This is a genomic window from Paraferrimonas sedimenticola (assembly GCF_002282855.1).
Taxonomy (GTDB): domain Bacteria; phylum Pseudomonadota; class Gammaproteobacteria; order Enterobacterales; family Shewanellaceae; genus Paraferrimonas; species Paraferrimonas sedimenticola.
Map to the genome: position 1 here is coordinate 53,165 of NZ_NRIR01000005.1, position 20,751 is coordinate 73,915.

The 20,751-nt window shown below is 51.5% G+C and carries 24 protein-coding genes; 18 read left to right on the forward strand and 6 right to left on the reverse strand.

The window, feature by feature from the left end:
- Position 1 precedes the first annotated feature (1 nt).
- From secF to CLC93_RS09800, 5 genes are all read left to right on the forward strand, one after another.
- A complete protein-coding gene (gene secF, locus CLC93_RS09780; protein WP_095505786.1) occupies positions 2-949 on the forward strand; it encodes a protein translocase subunit SecF in 948 nt (315 codons plus the stop codon).
- Between the two features lie 141 nt (positions 950-1,090).
- Positions 1,091-1,405, forward strand: a complete 315-nt coding sequence (locus CLC93_RS09785; protein ID WP_095505787.1) for a putative signal transducing protein — start codon at positions 1,091-1,093, stop codon at positions 1,403-1,405.
- Between the two features lie 8 nt (positions 1,406-1,413).
- Entirely contained in the window at positions 1,414-2,352 is a 939-nt protein-coding gene (locus CLC93_RS09790) for a precorrin-2 dehydrogenase/sirohydrochlorin ferrochelatase family protein (protein ID WP_095505788.1), read from the forward strand.
- Positions 2,353-2,473: 121 nt separating this feature from the next.
- A complete protein-coding gene (locus CLC93_RS09795) occupies positions 2,474-3,931 on the forward strand; it encodes a carbon starvation CstA family protein (protein ID WP_095505789.1) in 1,458 nt (485 codons plus the stop codon).
- A gap of 218 nt (positions 3,932-4,149) precedes the next feature.
- Positions 4,150-4,719 (forward strand): energy transducer TonB, encoded by a 570-nt coding sequence (locus tag CLC93_RS09800; protein WP_095505790.1) that lies wholly within the window; start codon positions 4,150-4,152, stop codon positions 4,717-4,719.
- Here the strand turns inward: CLC93_RS09800 and CLC93_RS09805 are convergent.
- From CLC93_RS09805 to CLC93_RS09815, 3 genes are read right to left on the reverse strand one after another with little or no spacing between them, the layout of a single operon-like run.
- Positions 4,711-5,247 (reverse strand): YaeQ family protein, encoded by a 537-nt coding sequence (locus CLC93_RS09805; RefSeq protein ID WP_095505791.1) that lies wholly within the window; start codon positions 5,245-5,247, stop codon positions 4,711-4,713. The genes CLC93_RS09800 and CLC93_RS09805 overlap by 9 nt on opposite strands.
- A gap of 8 nt (positions 5,248-5,255) precedes the next feature.
- The gene (gene btsR / locus CLC93_RS09810; RefSeq protein WP_095505792.1) at positions 5,256-5,969 is read right to left on the reverse strand and encodes a two-component system response regulator BtsR; all 714 of its coding nucleotides are present in this window, start codon (positions 5,967-5,969) and stop codon (positions 5,256-5,258) included.
- Entirely contained in the window at positions 5,966-7,645 is a 1,680-nt protein-coding gene (locus CLC93_RS09815; RefSeq protein ID WP_095505793.1) for a sensor histidine kinase, read from the reverse strand. Before CLC93_RS09815 ends, btsR begins: the two co-directional genes overlap by 4 nt.
- A gap of 53 nt (positions 7,646-7,698) precedes the next feature.
- Between CLC93_RS09815 and CLC93_RS09820 the strand changes: the two genes are divergently transcribed.
- The gene (locus CLC93_RS09820) at positions 7,699-7,941 is read left to right on the forward strand and encodes a YecH family metal-binding protein (RefSeq protein ID WP_095505794.1); all 243 of its coding nucleotides are present in this window, start codon (positions 7,699-7,701) and stop codon (positions 7,939-7,941) included.
- A gap of 58 nt (positions 7,942-7,999) precedes the next feature.
- Here the strand turns inward: CLC93_RS09820 and CLC93_RS09825 are convergent, their stop codons facing one another.
- A complete protein-coding gene (locus CLC93_RS09825; RefSeq protein ID WP_095505795.1) occupies positions 8,000-8,425 on the reverse strand; it encodes a phosphate-starvation-inducible protein PsiE in 426 nt (141 codons plus the stop codon).
- Between the two features lie 113 nt (positions 8,426-8,538).
- Between CLC93_RS09825 and CLC93_RS09830 the strand changes: the two genes are divergently transcribed.
- Both CLC93_RS09830 and CLC93_RS09835 read left to right on the forward strand, forming a co-directional pair.
- Entirely contained in the window at positions 8,539-9,027 is a 489-nt protein-coding gene (locus CLC93_RS09830) for a CreA family protein (RefSeq protein ID WP_095505796.1), read from the forward strand.
- A 110-nt stretch (positions 9,028-9,137) separates the two neighbouring features.
- Positions 9,138-9,821, forward strand: a complete 684-nt coding sequence (locus CLC93_RS09835; protein ID WP_095505797.1) for a thiol:disulfide interchange protein DsbA/DsbL — start codon at positions 9,138-9,140, stop codon at positions 9,819-9,821.
- A 59-nt stretch (positions 9,822-9,880) separates the two neighbouring features.
- Here the strand turns inward: CLC93_RS09835 and suhB are convergent, their stop codons facing one another.
- Positions 9,881-10,687, reverse strand: a complete 807-nt coding sequence (gene suhB, locus CLC93_RS09840; RefSeq protein ID WP_095505798.1) for an inositol-1-monophosphatase — start codon at positions 10,685-10,687, stop codon at positions 9,881-9,883.
- A gap of 207 nt (positions 10,688-10,894) precedes the next feature.
- Between suhB and trmJ the strand changes: the two genes are divergently transcribed.
- The 10 genes from trmJ (at position 10,895) to CLC93_RS09890 (ending at position 18,812) form a co-directional block, all read left to right on the forward strand.
- Entirely contained in the window at positions 10,895-11,641 is a 747-nt protein-coding gene (trmJ, locus tag CLC93_RS09845; RefSeq protein ID WP_095505799.1) for a tRNA (cytosine(32)/uridine(32)-2'-O)-methyltransferase TrmJ, read from the forward strand.
- Positions 11,642-11,897: 256 nt separating this feature from the next.
- A complete protein-coding gene (gene iscR / locus CLC93_RS09850; protein WP_095505800.1) occupies positions 11,898-12,371 on the forward strand; it encodes a Fe-S cluster assembly transcriptional regulator IscR in 474 nt (157 codons plus the stop codon).
- Between the two features lie 102 nt (positions 12,372-12,473).
- On the forward strand, positions 12,474-13,688 hold the full coding sequence (locus CLC93_RS09855; RefSeq protein ID WP_095505801.1) for an IscS subfamily cysteine desulfurase: 1,215 nt from the start codon (positions 12,474-12,476) through the stop codon (positions 13,686-13,688).
- Between the two features lie 36 nt (positions 13,689-13,724).
- Entirely contained in the window at positions 13,725-14,108 is a 384-nt protein-coding gene (iscU, locus tag CLC93_RS09860; protein ID WP_095505802.1) for a Fe-S cluster assembly scaffold IscU, read from the forward strand.
- Between the two features lie 12 nt (positions 14,109-14,120).
- Complete coding sequence (gene iscA, locus CLC93_RS09865) at positions 14,121-14,444, forward strand: iron-sulfur cluster assembly protein IscA (RefSeq protein WP_095505803.1); 324 nt, start codon at positions 14,121-14,123, stop codon at positions 14,442-14,444.
- Positions 14,445-14,489: 45 nt separating this feature from the next.
- A complete protein-coding gene (gene hscB, locus CLC93_RS09870) occupies positions 14,490-15,008 on the forward strand; it encodes a co-chaperone HscB (protein ID WP_095505804.1) in 519 nt (172 codons plus the stop codon).
- Positions 15,009-15,023: 15 nt separating this feature from the next.
- Positions 15,024-16,886, forward strand: coding sequence for a Fe-S protein assembly chaperone HscA (hscA, locus tag CLC93_RS09875; protein WP_095505805.1), 1,863 nt, complete (start codon positions 15,024-15,026; stop codon positions 16,884-16,886).
- A 2-nt stretch (positions 16,887-16,888) separates the two neighbouring features.
- Positions 16,889-17,227: an ISC system 2Fe-2S type ferredoxin gene (fdx, locus tag CLC93_RS09880; RefSeq protein WP_095505806.1), complete on the forward strand. Its 339-nt coding sequence runs from the start codon at positions 16,889-16,891 to the stop codon at positions 17,225-17,227.
- Positions 17,228-17,496: 269 nt separating this feature from the next.
- The gene (locus CLC93_RS09885) at positions 17,497-18,159 is read left to right on the forward strand and encodes a hypothetical protein (RefSeq protein ID WP_095505807.1); all 663 of its coding nucleotides are present in this window, start codon (positions 17,497-17,499) and stop codon (positions 18,157-18,159) included.
- Positions 18,156-18,812 (forward strand): type 1 glutamine amidotransferase, encoded by a 657-nt coding sequence (locus CLC93_RS09890; protein ID WP_095505808.1) that lies wholly within the window; start codon positions 18,156-18,158, stop codon positions 18,810-18,812. Before CLC93_RS09885 ends, CLC93_RS09890 begins: the two co-directional genes overlap by 4 nt.
- 16 nt (positions 18,813-18,828) lie before the next feature.
- On the opposite strand, the gene CLC93_RS09895 is transcribed toward CLC93_RS09890, so the two are convergent.
- Positions 18,829-20,661 (reverse strand): ABC transporter ATP-binding protein, encoded by a 1,833-nt coding sequence (locus CLC93_RS09895; RefSeq protein WP_095505809.1) that lies wholly within the window; start codon positions 20,659-20,661, stop codon positions 18,829-18,831.
- Positions 20,662-20,751: the final 90 nt, after the last annotated feature.

Genomic DNA, 20,751 nt, shown 5'->3' on the forward strand with positions numbered 1-20,751 from the left:
CATGTTTCAAATTTTAGAACTGAAAAAGACAGTCAACTTCCTAAGACACGCGGTGCCAGCGAGTTTGCTGTCATTGGTGTTGATTCTGGGTTCTATCGGTAGCCTAGCGGTTAACGGTATCAACTGGGGCTTGGACTTCACCGGCGGTACTGTGGTGGAGATGGAGTTTTCTGATGCGGCGGATCTTAACGCCCTTCGTGCTAACTTGACTGACCCAGAAGTAAACGGTGCTGTAGTACAAAACTTTGGTACTAGCCGCGATGTTATCGTGCGTTTGCCCGTTCGCGAGGACGTATCGAGCACGGCTCAAGTGAAAGTAACCCAAGCGGCTGCCGCGCAAATCGACGCAAACGTTGAAACCAAGCGCGTTGAGTTTGTTGGCCCTCAGGTTGGTGCAGAGCTGGCGGAGCAGGGCGGTTTGGCCGTACTTGTGGCGCTTATCTGTATCCTGATGTACGTGTCATTCCGCTTTGAGTGGCGTTTAGCAATGGGCGCTGTAGCGGCCTTGGCGCACGACGTTATCATTACTCTTGGCGTGTTCTCTCTGTTTAAGATTGAATTCGATTTGACCGTGTTGGCGGGCTTGTTGACGGTTGTGGGTTACTCACTCAACGATACCATTGTTGTGTTTGACCGTATCCGTGAGAACTTCCTCAAGCTGCGCAAAGCCGACGGTACAAGTGTGGTGAACACCTCAATTACTCAAACCATGAGCCGTACCATTATTACCACTGGTACCACCTTGATTGTGGTGGTGTCCTTGTTCTTAAAGGGTGGCGCCATGATCCACGGCTTCGCAACTGCGTTGCTAATGGGTATTTTGGTAGGTACTTACTCGTCTATCTATGTGGCCAGTTACCTAGCGGTTCGTCTTGGCATTAGCCGTGAGCACATGCTGCCGGTTGAAGTTGAGAAAGAAGGCGCGGATCAAGAATCCTTAACGCCCTAGCGGAACTCGCTAACCGATTGAAAAGCCAGATCTTAGTATCTGGCTTTTTTGTGCCGGTTTTAATAACAATTGCATAACAAAAAGAATTAGGGTAAAACGGTTTCGCTGAATAAGTCTGTTTGGGCGGAGTAGTAGAGTCAAATGGAAGACAGAAAGGTCATGCTTGCCAGTGCTAATTTACTGCAGGCACACACATGGAAAGGATTGCTGGAAAACCAAGGCATTCCGGTAGAACTGCGCGGTGAAACCCTGTTGGGCGCCACCGGTGAATTACCTGCGGATGTGCAGCAAGTTGAGCTGTGGGTCAACGCCGAACAGAAACCCCTTGCCCGCGATCATCTCGATTCGCTGCAAGTCCCCAAAGAAGATTGGGTCTGCATTGCCTGCAACGAACACAACGAAGGCAACTTTGAGTTGTGTTGGAATTGCGGCGCTGAGCAAGGTAAGCAACTCTAACCTTCAATATGCAATATTTCCCACTGTTTACCGATCTTAACCAGCGGCGAGTGATTGTCGTTGGCGGTGGCGAAGTGGCGGAACGCAAAGTCGAGCTGATGCTACGTGCAAACCCGCTTCTTACCCTAATCGCCCCTGAGCTGAGTCCGCGCTTGCAAGCACTGCAACAAGCGCAAGCCCTTGACTGGCGCCAACAGAGTTTGAGTCTCGAATCTGAACCTAGCTGGCATGCTGACGCGCGCTTGGTGGTGATGGCCACAAACGATGCTAGGCTCAATCGCGAGTGGGCCTTGCGCCTTGAAGCTCAAGGGGTGTTGGTAAACGTGGTCGACGACCCAGACGCTTGTAACGTGATTACCCCTGCTATGGTGGACCGTGGCAAGTTGCTGGTGGCAATTAGCAGCGCAGGCGCTGCACCTGTGCTGGCATCGCAGTTGCGCGCTGAGATAGAGCAATCTCTGCCGGCCAGCAGTGCAGAGCTGATGGAGTTTGTGGCTGGGCGCCGAGAGCAAGTGAAACAAGCGCTACCGGCCAATCGTCGCGCTGAATTCTGGCGTCAGTTCTTTGCCCTTAACGGGCGAGGATTTAGTAAAAATACTCAGGCCAACTTCGACCGAACAATGGCCGAAGATAAGGCGCTTAACGCTGGCGAGCTTTGGCTAATGGACGCTGAAATCGAGCCCAACCTGCTGCCCATCGCTGCCCTTGAAGTGTTAGCCAAGCTCGATTGTGTGATCAGTGTGTTACCACTAAATGGCGCGCTAAACGACTGGGTTCGACGGGACGCCAGTCGCGTAACCGAAATGTCAGAATCCACAATAGAAAATGAGCTAAGTGTCGGAAAACGTTTACTCTTTATCACAGATGAGCAACAACTAAAGTTCCTAAAAGAGCGCTTTTCACAGGCGCGAACCATACAAACTGGCCAGATCTCCCCTTCCTCATGACCGCTTAGCGGACTATACGACCGCTTAACCAAAAAAACACACCGTTAGCATTCAAGGTCACAGTTTATTTGGCAGGCATTCCTATAATCGGCAAGGTCAAACAGTGAGGGAGTAATCAACCATGTCGTTCTTTCTACTTAGTATCGCACTGCTAATCGGTGGATACTTTATTTACGGGGCTTTCGTAGAGAAGGTCTTCGGAATCCAAGCCAAACGCCAAACACCTGCGTACGCAAACCAAGATGGCGTTGACTATGTACCTATGTCGAAAGGCAAGGTTTACCTAATTCAATTGCTAAACATTGCTGGTGTTGGTCCTATCTTTGGTCCAATCATGGGTGCCCTATACGGCCCAGCGGCGATGCTTTGGATTGTGGTTGGCTGTATCTTCGCTGGTGCAGTACACGATTACTTCTCAGGCATGCTGTCGGTACGTAACGGCGGAGCCTCTGTACCAAACATTGTTGGTCGTTACTTGGGTAACAGCGCTAAGCTGTTCATGAACGTGTTCGCCCTGATTCTACTGATATTGGTAGGTGTTGTGTTCGTATCAGCTCCTTCAAGCATGCTGACCAACCTGATTAACAGCAAGACTGAAATCACCATCGCACTGAGCACAGTGGTTGGCGTTATCTTCACTTACTACATCATCGCCACTATCGTACCGGTTGATAAAATCATCGGTCGTCTGTACCCATTCTTCGGCGCCCTGTTGATTTTCATGTCAGTGGGTATCGTTGTAATGCTAGGTGTGAGCGCTGAGCACGCCATGCTGCCTGGTTTTGAAGCGAAAGACTTCATTAGCAACATGAACCCGAACGACATGCCACTGTGGCCTGCCTTGTTCATTACCATTGCTTGTGGTGCTATCTCTGGCTTCCACGCCACTCAGTCTCCACTGATGGCTCGCTGTGTGCAAAACGAGAAAAACGGTCGCTTCGTATTCTACGGTGCAATGATTGGTGAAGGTATCATCGCTATCATCTGGTGTGCGGTTGCTTTGTCTTTCTTCGGTACCCTAGACGGTCTGAACCAAGCGATTGCTGACGGTGGCCCAGGTAAAGTGGTATTCGATTCAGCCTTCGGTCTGATGGGTGCCTTCGGTGGATTCCTAGCCTTCCTAGGTGTAGTGATTCTGCCTATCACCTCTGGTGACACTGCATTCCGCTCAGCACGTCTGATTCTGTCTGAGTTCTTCAAGATGCCACAAACTGAGTTGCCTAAGCGTCTGATGATGGCTGTCCCTCTATTCATCATCGGTGCCATCCTGACTCAAGTGGACTTCGGTGTAATCTGGCGCTACTTCGGTTTCGCTAACCAAACCACCGCAGTAATGATGCTTTGGACTGCAGCGGCTTACTTGAACACCAACGGTAAGTTCCACTGGATTTGTACAATCCCTGCGATGTTCATGACCACAGTGGTAATCACCTTCATCCTAAGCAACGCCACTCTAGGCTTTGGTTTGGACATGACAGTAGCGACTATCGCCGGTGTGATTCTGATGGGTATCATTACCTTCCTGGTACTGCGCACCCGTCGCGAAGAAGGTAAAGACGAAGCCTTGCTCGCCGACTAGAGCTAAACTGGGTTCTAGATTCGACAACGAAAACTGAACCCGTATCGCAATAGATACAATCCGGAGTCACTTAGCTGGCTCCGGATTTTTTCTGTCTTACGCCAAACAAATTGGCCTGTTCTAGACTGGAGATGGCTGTGGTAATGAGGCGATGATTGGTTGGATATGGCTTGAGGATTTCTGCTAACCTGACTCCATAAATTCAAGGAGTTAGGTAAATGGACATTACTGCAATAAAAACACTAGGAAGTTTGACACTAGCCTTAGCACTTACATCTTGTGCCAATCGGGCAGACCTCAGCGCGACTGATATTGAACAGTACAGCGCGCTGACAGTAACTCAGGGCTTGCTGTTGTTACCCCAATTTAGTGCTTTAGAGAGACCTCAAGCCAAATTTCCGATTGATGAGGCCAGGGCTGGTGTCATGGGTTGTGCCGAAACAGAACTGGTTTTGCTTCCCGGTAATCGGTTGGCTTCGGTGAAGGCTATCAAAGCTAGCACCAAGAGTTTCGCAGAACAGGCGGTGCTAGCGGTCAAAGATTGGAATTGGAGTTCGTTGCCCAAGGATGCGCTAACCAAACCGGTAAAGACGAAAATCGCCTTTGGGTTTTGCATGGCCTACGGCAAAACCGGTACTTGTAAGGTTAGCCAAGCGCAATTTGGATGCGAGGCCGCCGACTTTCAATACTCAATCGGTAGGGCGGTTTACAAAGGTGCAGAAGCGGAATCTAAACATCGAGAGCTCGAAAAAAACCTAACCTTAATTCTGCCAACTTCGCTACTTTAAGCGAGTCGGGGTTAGCCAAACCGTGTCAGTTTCGTTGGACAGACACAAGCTGCCTTGGTCTATGCTGGCGCTTAAGCGCATGCCGCGCTCGAACAATTGAGCGGCGGCATCGGCGTCCGCTTCGTCGATTTGCCACACAGATAAGTTGTCAAAACGACTGAGCTTGGACTCTATGGTCTTCCACCAAGGGCCAACGGCACCGCCGCCGTAGCAGTAAAGTTGTACTTGATTGGCGCGGCCACTGGCTTTTCTTAGCCATTTTTCATCGAGCTGACCTAGGTCAATCCACAACTCGATGTTGTCGCTTAAGTCTTTAATCCACAATTCGGGCTCATCGTCCACACACAAGCCTTTACCCATTTGCAGATCCTCATGGGCGTTTAGTGCGAAAGCGATCAGGCGCACCATGAAACGACGCGGGGTTTCGGATGGGTGCATGGCCCAGGTGAGTTCGTAATCGGCGTAGTGGTGACGGTCCATATCCGCCACGCTTAAGTGGGATTTTACAACTGTGGCTTTGATGGCCATGAAGACTCCTAAAAGCCCATCGCTTGTTTTATGCCTTTTTGGTAGCGACGGGAGATGGGTAATTGGCGGCCAGAATGGCAGGTAATCATACCGCCGGCACCGCCTTCGTTAACTGAGATTTCGGCGATGGCCTCTAAGCGCACAAGGTATTGGCGGTGGCAGCGAATCAGGTCGGTTTTCTGCTCGAGCACTTTGAGGGTCAATTGCGTGTGGTGTTCGATATCGCCACTGACCACGTGTACACCGCCTACGTCAGAATAGACAAAATCAATTTGCTCGGGCTTGAGTACCCGCAAGCGATTTTGGTTATAGCAAGGCACGCTAGCTAACTTGGGCGATACCAAAGGTTCGATAGCCTGAGGTGTTAGATTAGCGCGCACTCGCTCGAGACTGCGCTCCAAGCGACTGGGTTCAATGGGCTTTAGCAAATAATCAAAGGCGTTGGCGTCAAAGGCTTGTACCGCGTACTCGTCGTAAGCAGTCACAAAAACCACTCGAGGTAAGTCTTGGTCGTCGATCATCGACAGCATCTCAAGCCCTGATATCCTCGGCATTTGAATGTCTAAAAACACCAAGTCTGGCTGGTGCTGGTTGATGAGCTTGATGCCCTCAAAAGCGTTGGCGCCCTCGGCAATAACCTCGATGTCCGAGTGCTCGGCTAAGCTCGCTTTAAGCTCTTCGCGAGCGTTGAGTTCATCATCGATAATCAAACATCGAATCACGCAGTTGCTCCTTGTTCGCGATAGCTAAGAGTGGCGGTCACTCGAGTGAATTGGTCGGGCTGGCATTCTACGCTTAAATCCGCGTCTTCGCCAAACTCGGCGCGCAAGCGTTTGGCCACAATTTGCATGCCCAAACCGCCTTTGCCTCCGGCCTCATACAAGCCTGCATTGTCTTCTACGCTGAGCAGTAATATTTCGCCTTGTTTCTGTGCTTGAACCTTGATGTGGCCTTGCTCTAGTAGTTGACTTGTACCGTGCTTCACGGCGTTTTCTATCAAAGGCTGCAAAGTAAAAGTTGGTACAAGCGCGTTTTGCAGCGCTTCAGGCACCTCGATGCTGACCTGCAATTGCTCCATAAATCGGGCTTTTTCGATTTTCAGATAGGAGTCGATGTGCTCAAGTTCTTCTTTGAGGGTTAGCAGCTTTTGGTTGCGCTTGAGATTTTGGCGCAAAAACTGCGATAGATGGCCCAGCAATTCGCGAGCTTTGGCGGCGTCGTTGCGGGTGATCGCCGCTACAGTATTGAGCGCGTTAAACAAGAAGTGTGGATTCACTTGAGCTTGCAGTAGTTTGAGCTCCGAGCGCACCAGCAGGTTTTTCTGGTGCTCAAAGCGACCGTACAGAATCTGGTTCGACAAGAGTCGCGCGATACCTTCACCTAGAGTGCGGTTGATGTTCAGAAACAACTTGTTCTTGGGCTCGTATAGCTTAATGGTGCCAATCACGCGATGATGATCACCCAAAGGAATCACTAGGCTTGAGCCTAAGGGGCACTTGGGGTCAATTGAGCACTTGTAGTGGTGTTCAACCCCGTCGGCAAACATCACTTGATTGTGCTTAATGGCTTCTTGGGTGATTTCCGAGGCGATGGGGCGGCCAGGCAAGTGGTGATCGGCACCTTGGCCGATGAAGGCCAATAGCTTGTCGCGGTCGGTGATCGCCACCGCGCCTACTTTGGTTTCTTCAATAATAATTCGCGCCATTTGCTCACAGGTTTGCTGGTTGAACTCTTTCGCAAACAAACCGACGCTGCGCTCGGCGATTTTGAGGGCTTGGGCGGAAAACACGGTGGAAATCTTGTCCACCATGGTTTTTCTATCGCGCACAATACTCATAAACATGGCTGCGCCAATGGCGTTGACCAGAGTCATGGGGATAACAATGACTTTGACCAACTCCCAAGCGTCTTCAAAGGGACGCGCGACCGCGAGAATGATCGCCATTTGCAGTAACTCAGCACAAATCCCTAAGGCGATAACCACAAAGGGATTAAAGCGTAAATCGGCTTTGCCTTGGCGCTGCAGATAGCTGGCCAGCAAACCGGCCATTAAGCCTTCTAAAGTGGTTGAAATGGCACAGGCCAGATCGGTGAAGCCACCAAGGCTGTATCGATGCAAGCCGCCGGTGAGCCCCACCGCAAATCCTGTAATAGGGCCGCCAAGCAGCCCGCCCAGTATGGCGCCTACCGCTCGAGTGTTGGCAATCGCATCGTTAACTTGCTCCCCAAAAAAGGTACCTAGCACACAGAAAAGCGAAAACACAGCGTATATGATCGCCTTATGTGGCAGCCGAGTAGAGTTTTCTACCAAAGGCTTGAACAGTGGCGTTTTACTGAGTAGGTAAGCTATTACCAAGTAAACGCACATTTGTTGCATCAGCAACAGGGTGAGCACCATGGGACTAGCGTCTCCGCTTAACATTAATCGATACCTTAATTAGAGAGTGTACTATGAATGAGTCAATCCATGGCCATCGCGTGATGGAGTTCATGTTGGAATTGGGGCGTCCAGTGACCAAAGCTGAGCTGGCGGAGCTGTTGGCCAATCAATTTGGCGAGCAAGCCAAATTCCACACCTGTAGCGCTCAGGACCTGAGCATCGAAGGCATCATTGCTTTCTTGGAGCGCAAAGGAAAATTCATCGAATCCGATGAAGGCGTTGAAACTGCTCGCGATCGCATCTGTCAGCACTAGTGTTTCATTGAGCCGACAAGTGTTTGAAGAAAGGCGCCGATGGGCGCCTTTTTTGTGATTAGTCATCGTCGTAATTGTCGATGCGCCGGTTCTTGCCCCCTCTGGGATAGGGAAACTCCAACTGGCCGTAACGGATCACCAATACAGTGGCTGCCAGTATTAAGGTCGAGGCTGAAATTGCCACGATTTTCCAGTCGTCCATGCCCTTCATATCCAGAATCAGATAGCGCGCTAGCGCAACGATAGCAATGTAGATAGGCATTCGAATCGGCAGTTTGCCGCTTTCGGCGTAGTTGGCTACCATGGCCAACACTTCAAGATAGATAAACAGCAACAGCAAGTCGGCCAACATCACTCGTTTGACGTTAACTATGTGCATCATCTCTTGCCCAATGGCTATGATGGTAGCTATGGTGATCAGGATTAAAATCGCGTGCTCAACCACCTTCAAGCTGGTCACGCCGTATTTTTGATATAAATTCATTGCTGACGGATCCTTGCGTCTGCGAGGGTTTGCTTTAGCCTAAGTGTACTGAAAAAGCTTAGCTTGCTGGGGTCAAACTCTGTGACCCAAATCATGTTCAAAGGAAAATTGTTATGACTCGGTGTTCTATTGGTACTCTTTTGTTAGCCGCTATGGCGACACTTGGGCTAACAGCTTGTTCTAACGACGAAGTCGCCGATGTGAGTTTAGGCCTGTTCACCACCAAGGACATCAAAGTCGAAGCCTTTGTCGACCCTGATATCCCAGGGGTCACTTGTCATATCAGCCATATTAAAGCCAATTTGAACCTGGCAGACCCGTCGGATATGGGCATTGCATGTCGTCAAACCGGCCCGATTACCGCGCCTATGTTGGCCAAGATTGATCAGAGCAAATCCGGTGAAGTGATTTTTAAAGCTTCTAAAAGCATTCTGTTTAAGTCGCTAAAAATTCGCAGAATCTACGACCAAACTCATCAGACTCTGCTGTATATTTCCTATTCCACTAAGGAAGTGCAGGGCTCGCACAAACACAGCCTGACCTCTGTGCCTTTGTACAATACAGAGGCGTGGAAGAGTCAGCAGGTACAACCGGCGGGTTAATTTGTGCTCTGACTCAAGATTTTGCCATTGGGCGAACTGTATTGATTGACCTTGGATTGGGTTCAAGGTTTAGTCTGCCATCAAAATCAAAGTAAGGATTGATATCAAACATGAAAACCAAAGCTGCCGCTCTGTTGCTTGCGCTAGCGCCGATGCTAGCCGGTGCCGCTGATTTTATTCAGGGCAAACATTACTTCAATATGACCGATGAGCCAGGCTCAGCGACACCAAAAGTGACCGAGTTCTTCTCCTTCTATTGTGGCAATTGCTACAACATGGAGACTCAGTACTTGCCCTTCATCAAAACCTACATGGACTCAAAAATTGCGTTTGATACCGCTCACGTGGATTTCATGCGTTCAGAGATTGGTTACGAAGTGATTCGCTCTTTGATTGTTATGCAGGAAAAAGGCGTCACTGACAAATTGGTTAAAACCATGTTTGCCACGGTTCAGGCGGGCAGCGGCCACGACCATCATCACGGTCATGACCATGGTCACGATCACGGTGAGCACGAAGATGCGTTGGATATCGTGGTAGAAAGCCGCGACGACATTAAAGCCATTTTTAAAGCCAAAGGTGTGGACGTTAGCGATTACGATGCAATTGCCGATAGTGCCGAGACCGAAGCCAAAATGAAGCTGTGGGCCAAGCAAGAGAAAGCCTTTGGTGTGCGCAGCGTGCCAAGCTTTGTGGTCAACGAAAAGTATTTGATTAACATGCAAGAGATGCGCTCACTCGAAGAGTTCGCCGCCTTGATTAATCACTTAGCGTTGGAAAAAGGCGATAAGTAAACCCTTGTCGCAGATACAACAAAGCCGCCATCAGGCGGCTTTGTTTTTTGAGGCTCGACTTAAGACAGCTTAAGGGCTTCAGACAGGTGAGGGCGCATGGCTTTTAGCATGGCTTGAGTCACCTTAGGGCCACCGGCAACGATGTGGCCAGACTTCATGTAGTTGTGACCACCATTGATGTCGGTCACCATGGCTCCGGCTTCGCGGGCAATTAGCTCACCGGCGGCAATGTCCCAAGGCTTTAGGCATAGCTCAAAGTAACCGTCCAAACGACCAGCAGCGGTGTAGACCAAATCCAGAGCGGCAGAGCCGGCGCGACGCATATCGGCGGCGTGGCTGAACATTTCGCCAAGTAAAGTCATGTAGGTGTCGGTGTGCTGACGCGCTTTGAACGGGAAGCCGGTGGCTACGATGCCGCCAGCCAATTCGTTGTTTTGAGGAACGCGGATGCGGAAACCGTTCATTTGCGCACCTTGGCCGCGAGTCGCGCTAAATAGCTCATCGCGCAGTGGGTCATAAACTACAGCCACCTCGGTTTTTCCTTTGACCTGAAGGGCAATGGATACTGCGAAGTGTGGAATACCTTGTACAAAGTTGGTGGTACCGTCGAGGGGATCGATGATCCATAGGTACTCATCGGACTCGCCATGGGTTTCGCCGCTTTCTTCAGCTACGATGCGATGGTCTGGATAGGCTTTGTGAATATTGTAAATAATGGCTTGTTCGGCCTCTTTATCGACACTAGTAACATAGTCATTTTGACCTTTAGCTTCGACCTTAACCTTGTCCATTTGCGCGTAAGCGCGAGTGATCACAGTGCCTGCGGCGCGCGCAGCACGGACCGCTATCGTCATCATAGGATGCATAGAGAATACCCTTGGCTGTAAAAGAACGGTTTAAAAAACGGCGCAAGTCTATCAGGATTTTGACTCGGGTGAAATAGTCAAAAGGCGATACTTGCTTGCACCAGCCATAGGCAAGGATAGCAAAAGGTAAAATTCAGGTTGTGTGGTGATTGTGTGTCGCTGTGCTAGAATCGCGGCCAATCAACCCTGGGTTACTGGAGATAGTCGATGTTAGCGCAAGTCAAAGTGGTATTAGTGGGCACCACCCACCCGGGCAATATTGGCTCGGCGGCGCGAGCCATGAAAACCATGGGCTTGTCACAACTGGTATTAGTCGACCCACAAACCGAGATCGACGGCAAGGCGGTGGCCTTGGCCGCTGGTGCTTCTGACATTCTGCAGAATGTGCAGATCGTAGACACCCTTGAGCAAGCCGTGGCTGATTGCCGTCTGGTCGTGGCGACCTCTGCCCGCCGCCGCGGTTTGGATTGGCCCATGCTAGAACCCAGAGGCGCTGGCGAGAAGTTAGCGGCGCAGGCTCACAGTGCACCAGTCGCAGTCGTGTTTGGCCGTGAGCGTTCTGGGCTGAGTAATAGCGAGTTGCAATTGGCTCAGTATCATTTGGCGATCCCTGCCAACCCTGAGTACTCTAGTCTCAACCTAGCTCAAGCGGTACAAATTATTTCCTACGAAGTGCGCATGGCGTCACTCGCGCTTGAGCAAGCCAAGCCCGAACTGGACGAGACCGAGTACCCAAGCGGCGAAGACCTAGAGCGCTTTTATGAGCACTTGCAATCCACCCTGAATACCACAGGTTTTATCGTCCAAGCCCACCCAGGTCAAATCATGGCTAAGCTGCGTCGTTTGTTTACCAAGGCTCGACCGGAAGTACCCGAGATGAACATTCTTCGCGGGATTTTATCGTCGGTCGAAAAGGCGATTAAACGCGCCGAGAGCAAATCCTCAAACCGCTAACTCCGCGGCGATATTTCGAGCCAGTTCTCATTTTTGAGGGTGGTGTACAAAAATGTGGTCAAGGTGTGAAACTTTATCCCTTTTGAGCCTTGTGTAAGAGGTCATAAAAGGGTTAAATACCCCAGCGTTGCCGTGGGTTATTTACATGGCGTTACAAAACTAAAAAATACTTGAGCGATTTACTAGGTTAAATACTTGACTGAAATACTCAGGTATGTTGCAATTGCTCCACGTTGTATCAGGAGCCGTGGATTCTATGAAACTAACCTCGAAAGGACGCTACGCCGTCACCGCGATGCTAGACGTGGCGATTCACGCCAGCGATGGCCCCGTGCCATTGGCTGACATCTCTGAGCGTCAGGGTATCTCCTTATCTTACCTCGAACAGCTTTTCGCTAAACTCCGCAAAAATGAATTGGTCAGCAGTGTGCGTGGCCCAGGCGGTGGTTACCTTCTTGGCCGCAAGGCAGAAAAAATTGCCATCGGCCATGTGGTGGCTGCGGTTGACGAAAGCGTGGATGCGACGCGCTGTCACGGCAGTGGTAACTGTCAAGGTGGCGAGCGTTGTTTGACCCACTCTCTGTGGGACGATTTGAGTACGCGCATTGCATCGTTTCTCGATGGCATCAGCTTGACAGATCTGATGGAACAGCACGAGATCCAGCGGATCTCAGTGCAGCAAGACGACTTGCAACGTCACCAACGCGAAAAGCAAGCGGTTAACGCTTAACACAAATTATAAAAACGCCACGGCTCAATGTGGGTTGTGGTTTTGGAACGCAAATTGAGACGAGTGCCAGTTGTTGTGAATTAGGTACTCCTGGAGATGGTAATGAACCTACCTATCTATTTAGATTACGCCGCCACCTGTCCTATGGACCCTCGCGTGGCGGATTTGATGGCCAAATATCTGACCCTGGATGGTCACTTCGGTAATCCGGCCTCTCGCTCCCACCGTTTTGGCTGGCAAGCGGAAGAGGCGGTGGATATCGCTCGCAATCAAATCGCTGATCTGATTAACGCCGACCCGCGCGAAATCGTTTTCACCTCTGGCGCTACCGAGTCCGACAACCTTGCGATTAAGGGTGTTGCCCACTTCTACGAGAAGAAAGGCAAGCACGTTATCACCAGCAAAACTGAACATAAAGCGGTACTGGATACCTGTCGCCAACTCGAGCGCGAAGGTTACGAAGTCACTTACCTAGACCCTGACAACAAGGGCTTGATTTCGGTTGAAACTCTTGAAGCGGCCATGCGTGAAGACACTGTTTTGGTTAGCTTGATGCACGTCAACAACGAGATTGGCGTTATCCAAGACATCGCCGCGATTGGCGAGCTGTGTCGCAGCAAGAAAGTATTATTCCACGTCGATGCGGCCCAAAGTGCCGGCAAATTGCCAATCGATGTGCAGAGCATGAAAATCGACCTGATCTCAATTTCTGGCCACAAAATGTACGGCCCGAAAGGCATTGGCGCGCTGTACGTTCGCCGTAAGCCTCGTGTGCGTATCGAAGCGCAAATGCACGGTGGCGGCCATGAGCGCGGCATGCGTTCAGGTACTCTGGCAACTCACCAAATCGTCGGTCTTGGCGAAGCGGCGCGAATTGCTAAAGAAGAAATGCAGCAAGAGGGCGACCGCGTTCGTCATCTGCGCGACCGTCTGTTTAACGGCATCAAAGCCATCGATGAAGTGTATGTCAATGGCGATATGGAATCCCGTTACGGCGGTAACCTAAATGTCAGTTTTGCCTTCGTTGAAGGTGAGTCGCTGATGATGGCTCTAAAAGACCTTGCTGTGTCTTCAGGTTCTGCCTGTACCTCAGCCAGTCTTGAGCCAAGCTATGTATTGCGCGCCTTAGGCCTGAACGACGAATTGGCGCACAGCTCAATTCGCTTCTCAGTTGGCCGCTTTACCACAGAAGAAGAAGTAGATTACGCCATTGAAACCATTAAAGATTCCATTGGCAAACTGCGTGAAATGTCGCCTTTGTGGGAAATGCACCAAGACGGCATCGACTTGAACACAGTGCAATGGGCGCACCACTAAGTGGGCTTCAGCAAAGGATGATTTGGGAGAACAACCATGGCTTATAGCGAAAAAGTAATCGACCACTACGAGAACCCACGTAACGTAGGCTCTTTTGACAAGAACGATCCAAACGTTGCCACCGGCATGGTGGGTGCACCCGCATGCGGCGACGTGATGAAACTGCAACTGAAAATTGACGACCAAGGCATCATCGAAGACGCCAAGTTCAAGACTTATGGTTGTGGTAGCGCGATTGCGTCAAGCTCACTGGTCACCGAGTGGGTGAAGGGCAAGACCCTTGACGAAGCGGCGGAGATCAAGAACACAGATATCGCTGAAGAGCTGGCATTGCCGCCGGTTAAGATTCACTGCTCAATCTTGGCGGAAGACGCCATTAAAGCGGCAGTGGACGACTTCAAGAGCAAGCAAGACAAGTAAGCCGGAGACACTATGGCTATAACCATGACTGAGGCAGCGGCCTCCAGGGTTCAGCAGTACTTGGACAATCGCGGCAAAGGCCTAGGGTTGCGACTGGGGGTTAAAACCTCTGGTTGCTCAGGTATGGCCTACGTCATGGAGTTCGTTGACGTGCTAAACGAAGACGACGAGCGCTTTGACATCAATGGCGTCAGCATCATTATTGACGCCAAGAGCTTGGTGTACTTGCAAGGCATCGAAATGGACTTCGCCAAAGAAGGCCTTAACGAAGGCTTTAAGTTCAACAACCCGAACGCCAAGGGCGAGTGCGGTTGCGGTGAGAGTTTTACCGTGTAACATGGGCTCAGCCCAACCAACAAAACGGTGTTGATAGCACGGACCATGAACTACTTTGAGCTTTTTGGGATCCCGCAAGAATACAGCATAGATAGCGCTCGCTTAGCCGAGCGCTATCGCGATCTACAGCGCGCGGTGCATCCAGACAAATTCGCCGACGCGAGCGATGCGCAAAGGCGCCTTTCGGTGCAAAAGACCGCTCAGGTCAACGACGCTTACCAAACTCTAAAGAATCCGATTCGCCGCGCCGAGCACCTACTAGAGCTAGCCGGTGTTGAGTTAGCTGCCGAATCGGAAACGCTAAAAGACATGAGCTTCTTAATGCAGCAAATGAGCTGGCGCGAGGCCATGGATGAGGTCAAATCGGCGAGCGACCCGTTTGCAGCAGTGGACGAATTAGCGAGCGAATTTGACCAAGCGCGCGGGCAAATGGAGCAAGAGCTGAAAACCGCTTTGGCTCAAGGCAACGATGAGGCCCATGCCCACGCCGCCGAGTTGGTTCGCAAACTCAAATTCATGGCCAAGCTCAGCAATGAGCTCGACCAACTAGAAGATACGCTTTAAGACAAAAATTACGCTATGGCATTATTGCAAATCGCAGAGCCGGGACAGAGCGCGGCTCCACATCAACAAAAGCTGGCGGCCGGGATTGACCTAGGCACCACTAATTCACTGGTGGCTTCGGTTCGAAGCGGTCAGGCTGAGACTCTTGCTAACTCAATCGGCGAGCAATCGATTCCTTCTGTGGTTCGCTTTCACGATGCAGGTGTGCAAGTGGGCCGTGAGGCCATGGCGCAAGCGGTTGCCGATCCACGCAATACCATTGCATCAGTCAAACGTTACATGGGCCGCTCACTGGCCGATGTTCAAGCGCGTTATCCCAATGCGCCATATGAGCTAAGCGCAAGCGACAATGGTCTGCCGCTGTTTAACACGGCGGCCGGGCAGCTTAACCCAATTCAAGTGTCAGCCGAGATTTTGCGCCCGCTAGTGGCCACTGCCGAAGCCACTCTAGGCGGTGAGTTAAACGGTGTGGTGATTACCGTACCGGCGTATTTTGACGATGCTCAACGTCAAGGCACCAAAGAAGCCGCGCAACTGTTAGGCGTGAAAGTGCTGCGTTTGCTCAACGAGCCGACCGCGGCGGCCATTGCCTACGGTCTGGATTCGGCCCAAGAAGGGGTGATCGCGGTTTACGACCTTGGTGGTGGTACCTTTGATATCTCGATTTTGCGCCTCAACAAAGGCGTGTTTGAAGTTTTAGCCACCGGTGGTGACTCTGCCCTAGGCGGCGATGACTTTGACGAAGCGCTGGCTGAGCACTTGGCCGCTGAGCATGGTTTAAGCCACTTATCGGCTTCGGATAGCACTCAGTTGTTGGCCTTGGCTCGAGGTCTGAAACAAGACCTGACCGATGCTGAAAGTGCTAGCGCTGAGTTTACCCCAGAAGGCGGCGAAGCATTGCAGCTTAATGTCACTCGCGAGCAGTTCGACGCCTTGATTCAAGGCTTGGTGCGCAAGAGCATCAGCTCTTGTCGTCGCACTTTAAAAGACGCCGGTGTTAGCGTTGATGAAGTGCTGCAAGTGGTAATGGTTGGCGGCTCTACTCGAGTGCCTTTGGTGCGCGAGAAAGTCGGTGAGTTCTTTGCTCGCCAGCCACTAACAGACATCGACCCAGACAAAGTGGTGGCGATTGGTGCTGCGATTCAAGCGGATATTCTGGTGGGCAATAAGCCAGATAGCGACTTGTTACTACTGGACGTGATTCCGCTGTCTTTAGGCATCGAAACCATGGGTGGATTGACCGAGAAAATCATTCCTCGCAACACCACTATTCCTGTGGCACGAGCCCAAGAATTTACCACCTTTAAAGACGGCCAAACCGCCATGGCTTGCCATGTGGTACAAGGTGAGCGTGAGCTGGTGGCCGACTGTCGCAGCCTGGCTCGTTTTGAGCTTCGGGGCATTCCGCCAATGGCTGCGGGCGCGGCGCACATTCGCGTGACCTTCCAAGTGGATGCTGACGGCCTGTTGAGCGTGACTGCCATGGAGAAGTCTTCCGAAGTGCAGGCCTCGATTCAGGTGAAACCGTCCTTTGGTCTAAGCGATGATGAAATCGCCAACATGCTCAAAGCCTCGATGACTCACGCCAAACAAGACATCGAAGCGCGCATGCTCAAAGAGCAGCAAGTCGAAGCGGCTCGCGTGATCGAGTCGATTTCGGCTGCGCTTGCGGCGGATGCACAACTGCTAAACGAACAAGAACTGGCGGCAATCCATAAGTCGTTGAGCACCTTGGCCGAATTGGCCAAGGGCGATGACAAAGACGCCATTGAAAAAGCCATCGAAGCCATGGACGAGCAAACCCAAGCGTTTGCCGCCAAACGGATGGATGCATCGATTAAACAAGCCCTGACCGGGCATTCAGTAGACGAGATATAACTATGCCTAACCTGGTTTTTTTACCTAGCGAAGAGCACTGCCCAGACGGTGCCGTAGTAGAAGCGCAAACCGGCGAAACCATCATTGATGCGGCGGCGCGTGTCGGCATTCACATCGAACACGCTTGCGAGAAGTCATGCGCTTGTACCACCTGTCATGTGGTGGTGCGCGAAGGCTTTGATTCGCTGGAAGAGAGCGATGAGCTAGAGGACGACATGCTGGATAAAGCATGGGGTCTTGAGCCGGAAAGTCGCTTGAGCTGTCAGGCTAAAGTGGGTGAAGAAGACCTAGTGGTGGATATTCCTAAGTACACCATCAACATGGTTAGCGAAAGCCACTAAGCTCGTCGCATAGAACCGAAAAGCGCCTTGTGCTAGTCACGTTAGCAAAGGCGCTTTTTTGTGCCCGCTTGCTGCGGTACGACTTGTCGCAGTATTACTTGCCGCGCTGAAACCGATTGCCCTATCATACTGACTCGAAAGTAAGGACGACCTTACCGCTTCATACCACAGGGGACGGCCCCACTAGCATCGCCCGATGCGTGCCGGCATCTGTAGCGCTATAGCCGCATCGCAGCGATTGTGTTTCATGACAAACATAAGAGCTTGATATGAAAAATCACCCTTGGCTGGTTGGCCTGATCCTATCTCTATTACTCCTCGCCCAACCGGCGAGTTCGGAATCCCATGAGCACCACTCGCAGCGAATGGGCATGCACGGTATGCTGCTGTTTTCTGACGGGCAGCAGTTGCTTGCCTCTCACCTACCTATGTTCCACAAGCCGCATGACATGCAACTGGTGCTGCGTTTGAGTTTGCAAAACTCGACGCTGCAGCAAGCTCTGATTACAGAAATAGCCGCCGATGCAGGCATTTGGACACTAGCGCCTGAAGTGTTTGATTTAACAGCTCTTGGCCAAGGCGATTCGTTTCATGGGGATTTGTATCAGGGGCACTTTGAGCGCGGTGGCAAAAAGCGTCACACACAGCAACAAGTAACAGTTGAGCGGGTCATACTGCGTAATGTTTTGAGTGAAGAAAGCGTGGAGGCGGGGGAGTTTCGCTTGCTTAACCATGGCCCTGTCAGTTACTACGCCTTGTTCATTCAAGGGCGCCCAGGCACAGATCGCGTGTTGAAGGTGCAACACCAAGGCCAATTACCTAAGCATTTTCGCGCAGCGATTGACTCGACTGACGCTCAGTTGGCTGAGTTGCTAGGATTGAGCGATGGGCAGTTAACCACCCACTATCTAGAAACCGGGGATCTGCAATGAGCCAATCTGCTGCCAAAGCTCTGGAAGACAAAGTACTGGTATTACAGCATCATCCGGCCGAGGGGCTTGGGCGATTAGCGCCTTGGCTTGCGAGCGAGGGCTTAGTCCCTGAGATGTGTTTATGGCCTGATGTCTTACCCTCAGGTGACTACTCGGCGTTAGTGATCCTCGGTGGGCCAATGAACATTGTCGATGGTACGCCGCGCTTAATGGCTGAAGTCGCTTTAGCTAAAACCTTTATCGCAGCAGGTAAGCCAGTGCTGGGCATTTGCTTGGGCGCGCAGGTGATTGCTAGCGCTCTAGGTGCTGCGGTCCCCGAGTTGGCCGAATACGAGCAGGGATGGTGTGCGCTTTCGCTTGCCGACGGCGATTTGCTGCAAGTCCCCCAATGGCACCGTATGACCTTTGATTTGCCTGAAGGCGCTCGGCTATTGGCCAGTTCCGAGGTCTGTAGCAACCAGATGTTTGGTTTTGACAAGCATGTGCTGGCGTTTCAATTTCACCCCGAGTGGGATAACACCAGTATTGAGTCTTTGCAGCAGGCCTTTGGTGAACGCTGCCCGATTGAAATCGCTGATGAGAGCGTTCAATCGCGACTGAGAGATTGGCTCTACTCAGAGTTAGATGCATGGTGGGCTAGCGCAACGGCTTAGCCCACTTTATCGGTGGCTAGTCGAGTCCCAAGAAGCCACCGGTCTGGTGCGCCCACAGTTGCGCATAGATGCCATCGCCGTTAATCAGCTCAGCGTGGGTGCCTTGCTCAACGATTTTGCCCTGATCCAGCACTATCAGCCGGTCCATTGCCGCAATCGTCGACAGACGATGCGCAATCGCAATGACGGTTTTGCCTTCCATCAGTTGGTACAGGCTCTCTTGAATGGCCGCTTCTACCTCGGAGTCGAGCGCCGAGGTGGCCTCATCTAGCACTAGAATCGGCGCATCTTTCAGCAGTACTCGTGCAATCGCAATTCGTTGGCGCTGGCCACCGGAGAGTTTAACCCCGCGCTCGCCGACTTGAGCATCGTAACCTTGGTTGCCATTGTGGTCGGTGAGGGTATTGATAAACTCATCCGCTTGCGCGCGTTCGCTGGCGTATTTGAGCTCCTCTTCGCTGGCATCCGGTTTACCGTAGAGAATGTTTTCGCGAATAGAGCGATGCAGCAGTGAGGTATCTTGGGTCACCATACCTATCTGCGCGCGCAAAGAGTCTTGTTTGACCTCGCTAATATCTTGGCCGTCGATGCGGATTTGGCCTTTTTCTAGGTCGTGGAATCTCAGCAGCAAGTTGACCAGTGTCGATTTACCCGCGCCGCTGCGTCCCACTAAGCCCACTTTCTCACCGGCGGCGATGGCTAGCGATAGTTCGTTGATCACCCCTTGTTGGTCGTCATCGTAGTGAAAGCTGATTTTTTCAAAATCGATACGGCCTTGGCTAACCTCCAGCGCTGGCGCTTGGGGTTTGTCTTGGATACTGGTGGGTTGGCTAAGGGTAGCCATGCCATCAGCTACAGTACCTATGTTTTCAAATAGGGAGCTGATTTCCCACATGATCCACTGAGCCATGCCGTTTAAGCGCAGTACCAGACTGACAGACAGGGCGATAGCACCGATGGAAATCAGGTTATCGTGCCACAGCCAAATCGCCATTGCGGCGATAGTGAACACCAGCATGTAGTTAATCACTTGCACGCCGACGTTAATCCCCGTCGCCAGTCGCATCTGGCGATAAACTGTATCTAGGAAGTCGCTCATGCTGTCTTGGGCGTATTTGGCTTCCTGCTCGGTATGGGCGAATAACTTGACCGTATTGATGTTGGTGTAGCTGTCGACAATTCGGCCTGTCATTACCGAGCGGGCATCCGCTTGTTCGGTGGAGACTCGCTTGAGCTTGGGAATGAAGTAAAGCTGTAGGCAAATGTAGGCCATTAGCCAAACCAACATGGGGATCACCATGCGCCAATCAGCCGCCGCTATCATCACTACCATGGTGCCAAAGTACACTGAGATATACACCATGACGTCCAACAGCTTCATCACGGATTCACGAATAGCCAGTGAGGTTTGCATCACCTTGGTGGCAATCCGTCCAGCGAAATCGTTTTGGTAAAAGGACACGCTTTGGCGAAGCAGATACCTGTGTGCCAACCAGCGGATCGACATGGGGTAGTTGCCCAGCAAGGTTTGGTGGACCAATAGGGCGTGCAGGGCAATTAGGGTTGGCATACCAATCAACAGTAGCGCGCCAATGGCGATTAGCTTGTTGCCTTCTTCTTGCCACAAAGTTTCGGGCGTGCGCGCTACTAGCCAGTCCACCAGTTGGCCCATAAAGCCAAATAGGGACACCTCAAGGATTGCCAACAAGGCTGTCAGCAGCGACATCACCACGAGCGGTTTTTCAAACCCCTTGGTGTAGTAGCGGCAAAACGCCATGAGTTTGGATGGGGGTTGCTGCAACTCGCGGTCGGGAAGGGCTTCTGTGAAATTCTCGAAGCGACGGTACATAAAGGCTCCTCATGGCTGAGCGTGGCAAGCGGTAGCAGGCGACTTAAGTGTATGTCAGTCGGTGTAAGTGTGCGCCAAAACTCAGAAAAA

Excerpts from the sequence above, each read along its gene's own strand:
- suhB (WP_095505798.1), bottom strand. The coding sequence starts at position 10,687 with ATGCATCCTATGATGACGATAGCGGTCCGTGCTGCGCGCGCCGCAGGC.
- CLC93_RS09890 (WP_095505808.1), top strand. The coding sequence starts at position 18,156 with ATGAGCCAATCTGCTGCCAAAGCTCTGGAAGACAAAGTACTGGTATTA.
- CLC93_RS09885 (WP_095505807.1), top strand. The coding sequence starts at position 17,497 with ATGAAAAATCACCCTTGGCTGGTTGGCCTGATCCTATCTCTATTACTC.
- iscA (WP_095505803.1), top strand. The coding sequence starts at position 14,121 with ATGGCTATAACCATGACTGAGGCAGCGGCCTCCAGGGTTCAGCAGTAC.
- trmJ (WP_095505799.1), top strand. The coding sequence starts at position 10,895 with ATGTTAGCGCAAGTCAAAGTGGTATTAGTGGGCACCACCCACCCGGGC.
- CLC93_RS09820 (WP_095505794.1), top strand. The coding sequence starts at position 7,699 with ATGAATGAGTCAATCCATGGCCATCGCGTGATGGAGTTCATGTTGGAA.
- iscR (WP_095505800.1), top strand. The coding sequence starts at position 11,898 with ATGAAACTAACCTCGAAAGGACGCTACGCCGTCACCGCGATGCTAGAC.
- CLC93_RS09835 (WP_095505797.1), top strand. The coding sequence starts at position 9,138 with ATGAAAACCAAAGCTGCCGCTCTGTTGCTTGCGCTAGCGCCGATGCTA.
- secF (WP_095505786.1), top strand. The coding sequence starts at position 2 with ATGTTTCAAATTTTAGAACTGAAAAAGACAGTCAACTTCCTAAGACAC.
- CLC93_RS09830 (WP_095505796.1), top strand. The coding sequence starts at position 8,539 with ATGACTCGGTGTTCTATTGGTACTCTTTTGTTAGCCGCTATGGCGACA.
- CLC93_RS09805 (WP_095505791.1), bottom strand. The coding sequence starts at position 5,247 with ATGGCCATCAAAGCCACAGTTGTAAAATCCCACTTAAGCGTGGCGGAT.
- iscU (WP_095505802.1), top strand. The coding sequence starts at position 13,725 with ATGGCTTATAGCGAAAAAGTAATCGACCACTACGAGAACCCACGTAAC.
- CLC93_RS09785 (WP_095505787.1), top strand. The coding sequence starts at position 1,091 with ATGGAAGACAGAAAGGTCATGCTTGCCAGTGCTAATTTACTGCAGGCA.
- CLC93_RS09815 (WP_095505793.1), bottom strand. The coding sequence starts at position 7,645 with ATGGTGCTCACCCTGTTGCTGATGCAACAAATGTGCGTTTACTTGGTA.
- CLC93_RS09895 (WP_095505809.1), bottom strand. The coding sequence starts at position 20,661 with ATGTACCGTCGCTTCGAGAATTTCACAGAAGCCCTTCCCGACCGCGAG.
- hscB (WP_095505804.1), top strand. The coding sequence starts at position 14,490 with ATGAACTACTTTGAGCTTTTTGGGATCCCGCAAGAATACAGCATAGAT.
- fdx (WP_095505806.1), top strand. The coding sequence starts at position 16,889 with ATGCCTAACCTGGTTTTTTTACCTAGCGAAGAGCACTGCCCAGACGGT.
- CLC93_RS09790 (WP_095505788.1), top strand. The coding sequence starts at position 1,414 with ATGCAATATTTCCCACTGTTTACCGATCTTAACCAGCGGCGAGTGATT.
- hscA (WP_095505805.1), top strand. The coding sequence starts at position 15,024 with ATGGCATTATTGCAAATCGCAGAGCCGGGACAGAGCGCGGCTCCACAT.
- CLC93_RS09795 (WP_095505789.1), top strand. The coding sequence starts at position 2,474 with ATGTCGTTCTTTCTACTTAGTATCGCACTGCTAATCGGTGGATACTTT.
- CLC93_RS09855 (WP_095505801.1), top strand. The coding sequence starts at position 12,474 with ATGAACCTACCTATCTATTTAGATTACGCCGCCACCTGTCCTATGGAC.
- CLC93_RS09800 (WP_095505790.1), top strand. The coding sequence starts at position 4,150 with ATGGACATTACTGCAATAAAAACACTAGGAAGTTTGACACTAGCCTTA.
- CLC93_RS09825 (WP_095505795.1), bottom strand. The coding sequence starts at position 8,425 with ATGAATTTATATCAAAAATACGGCGTGACCAGCTTGAAGGTGGTTGAG.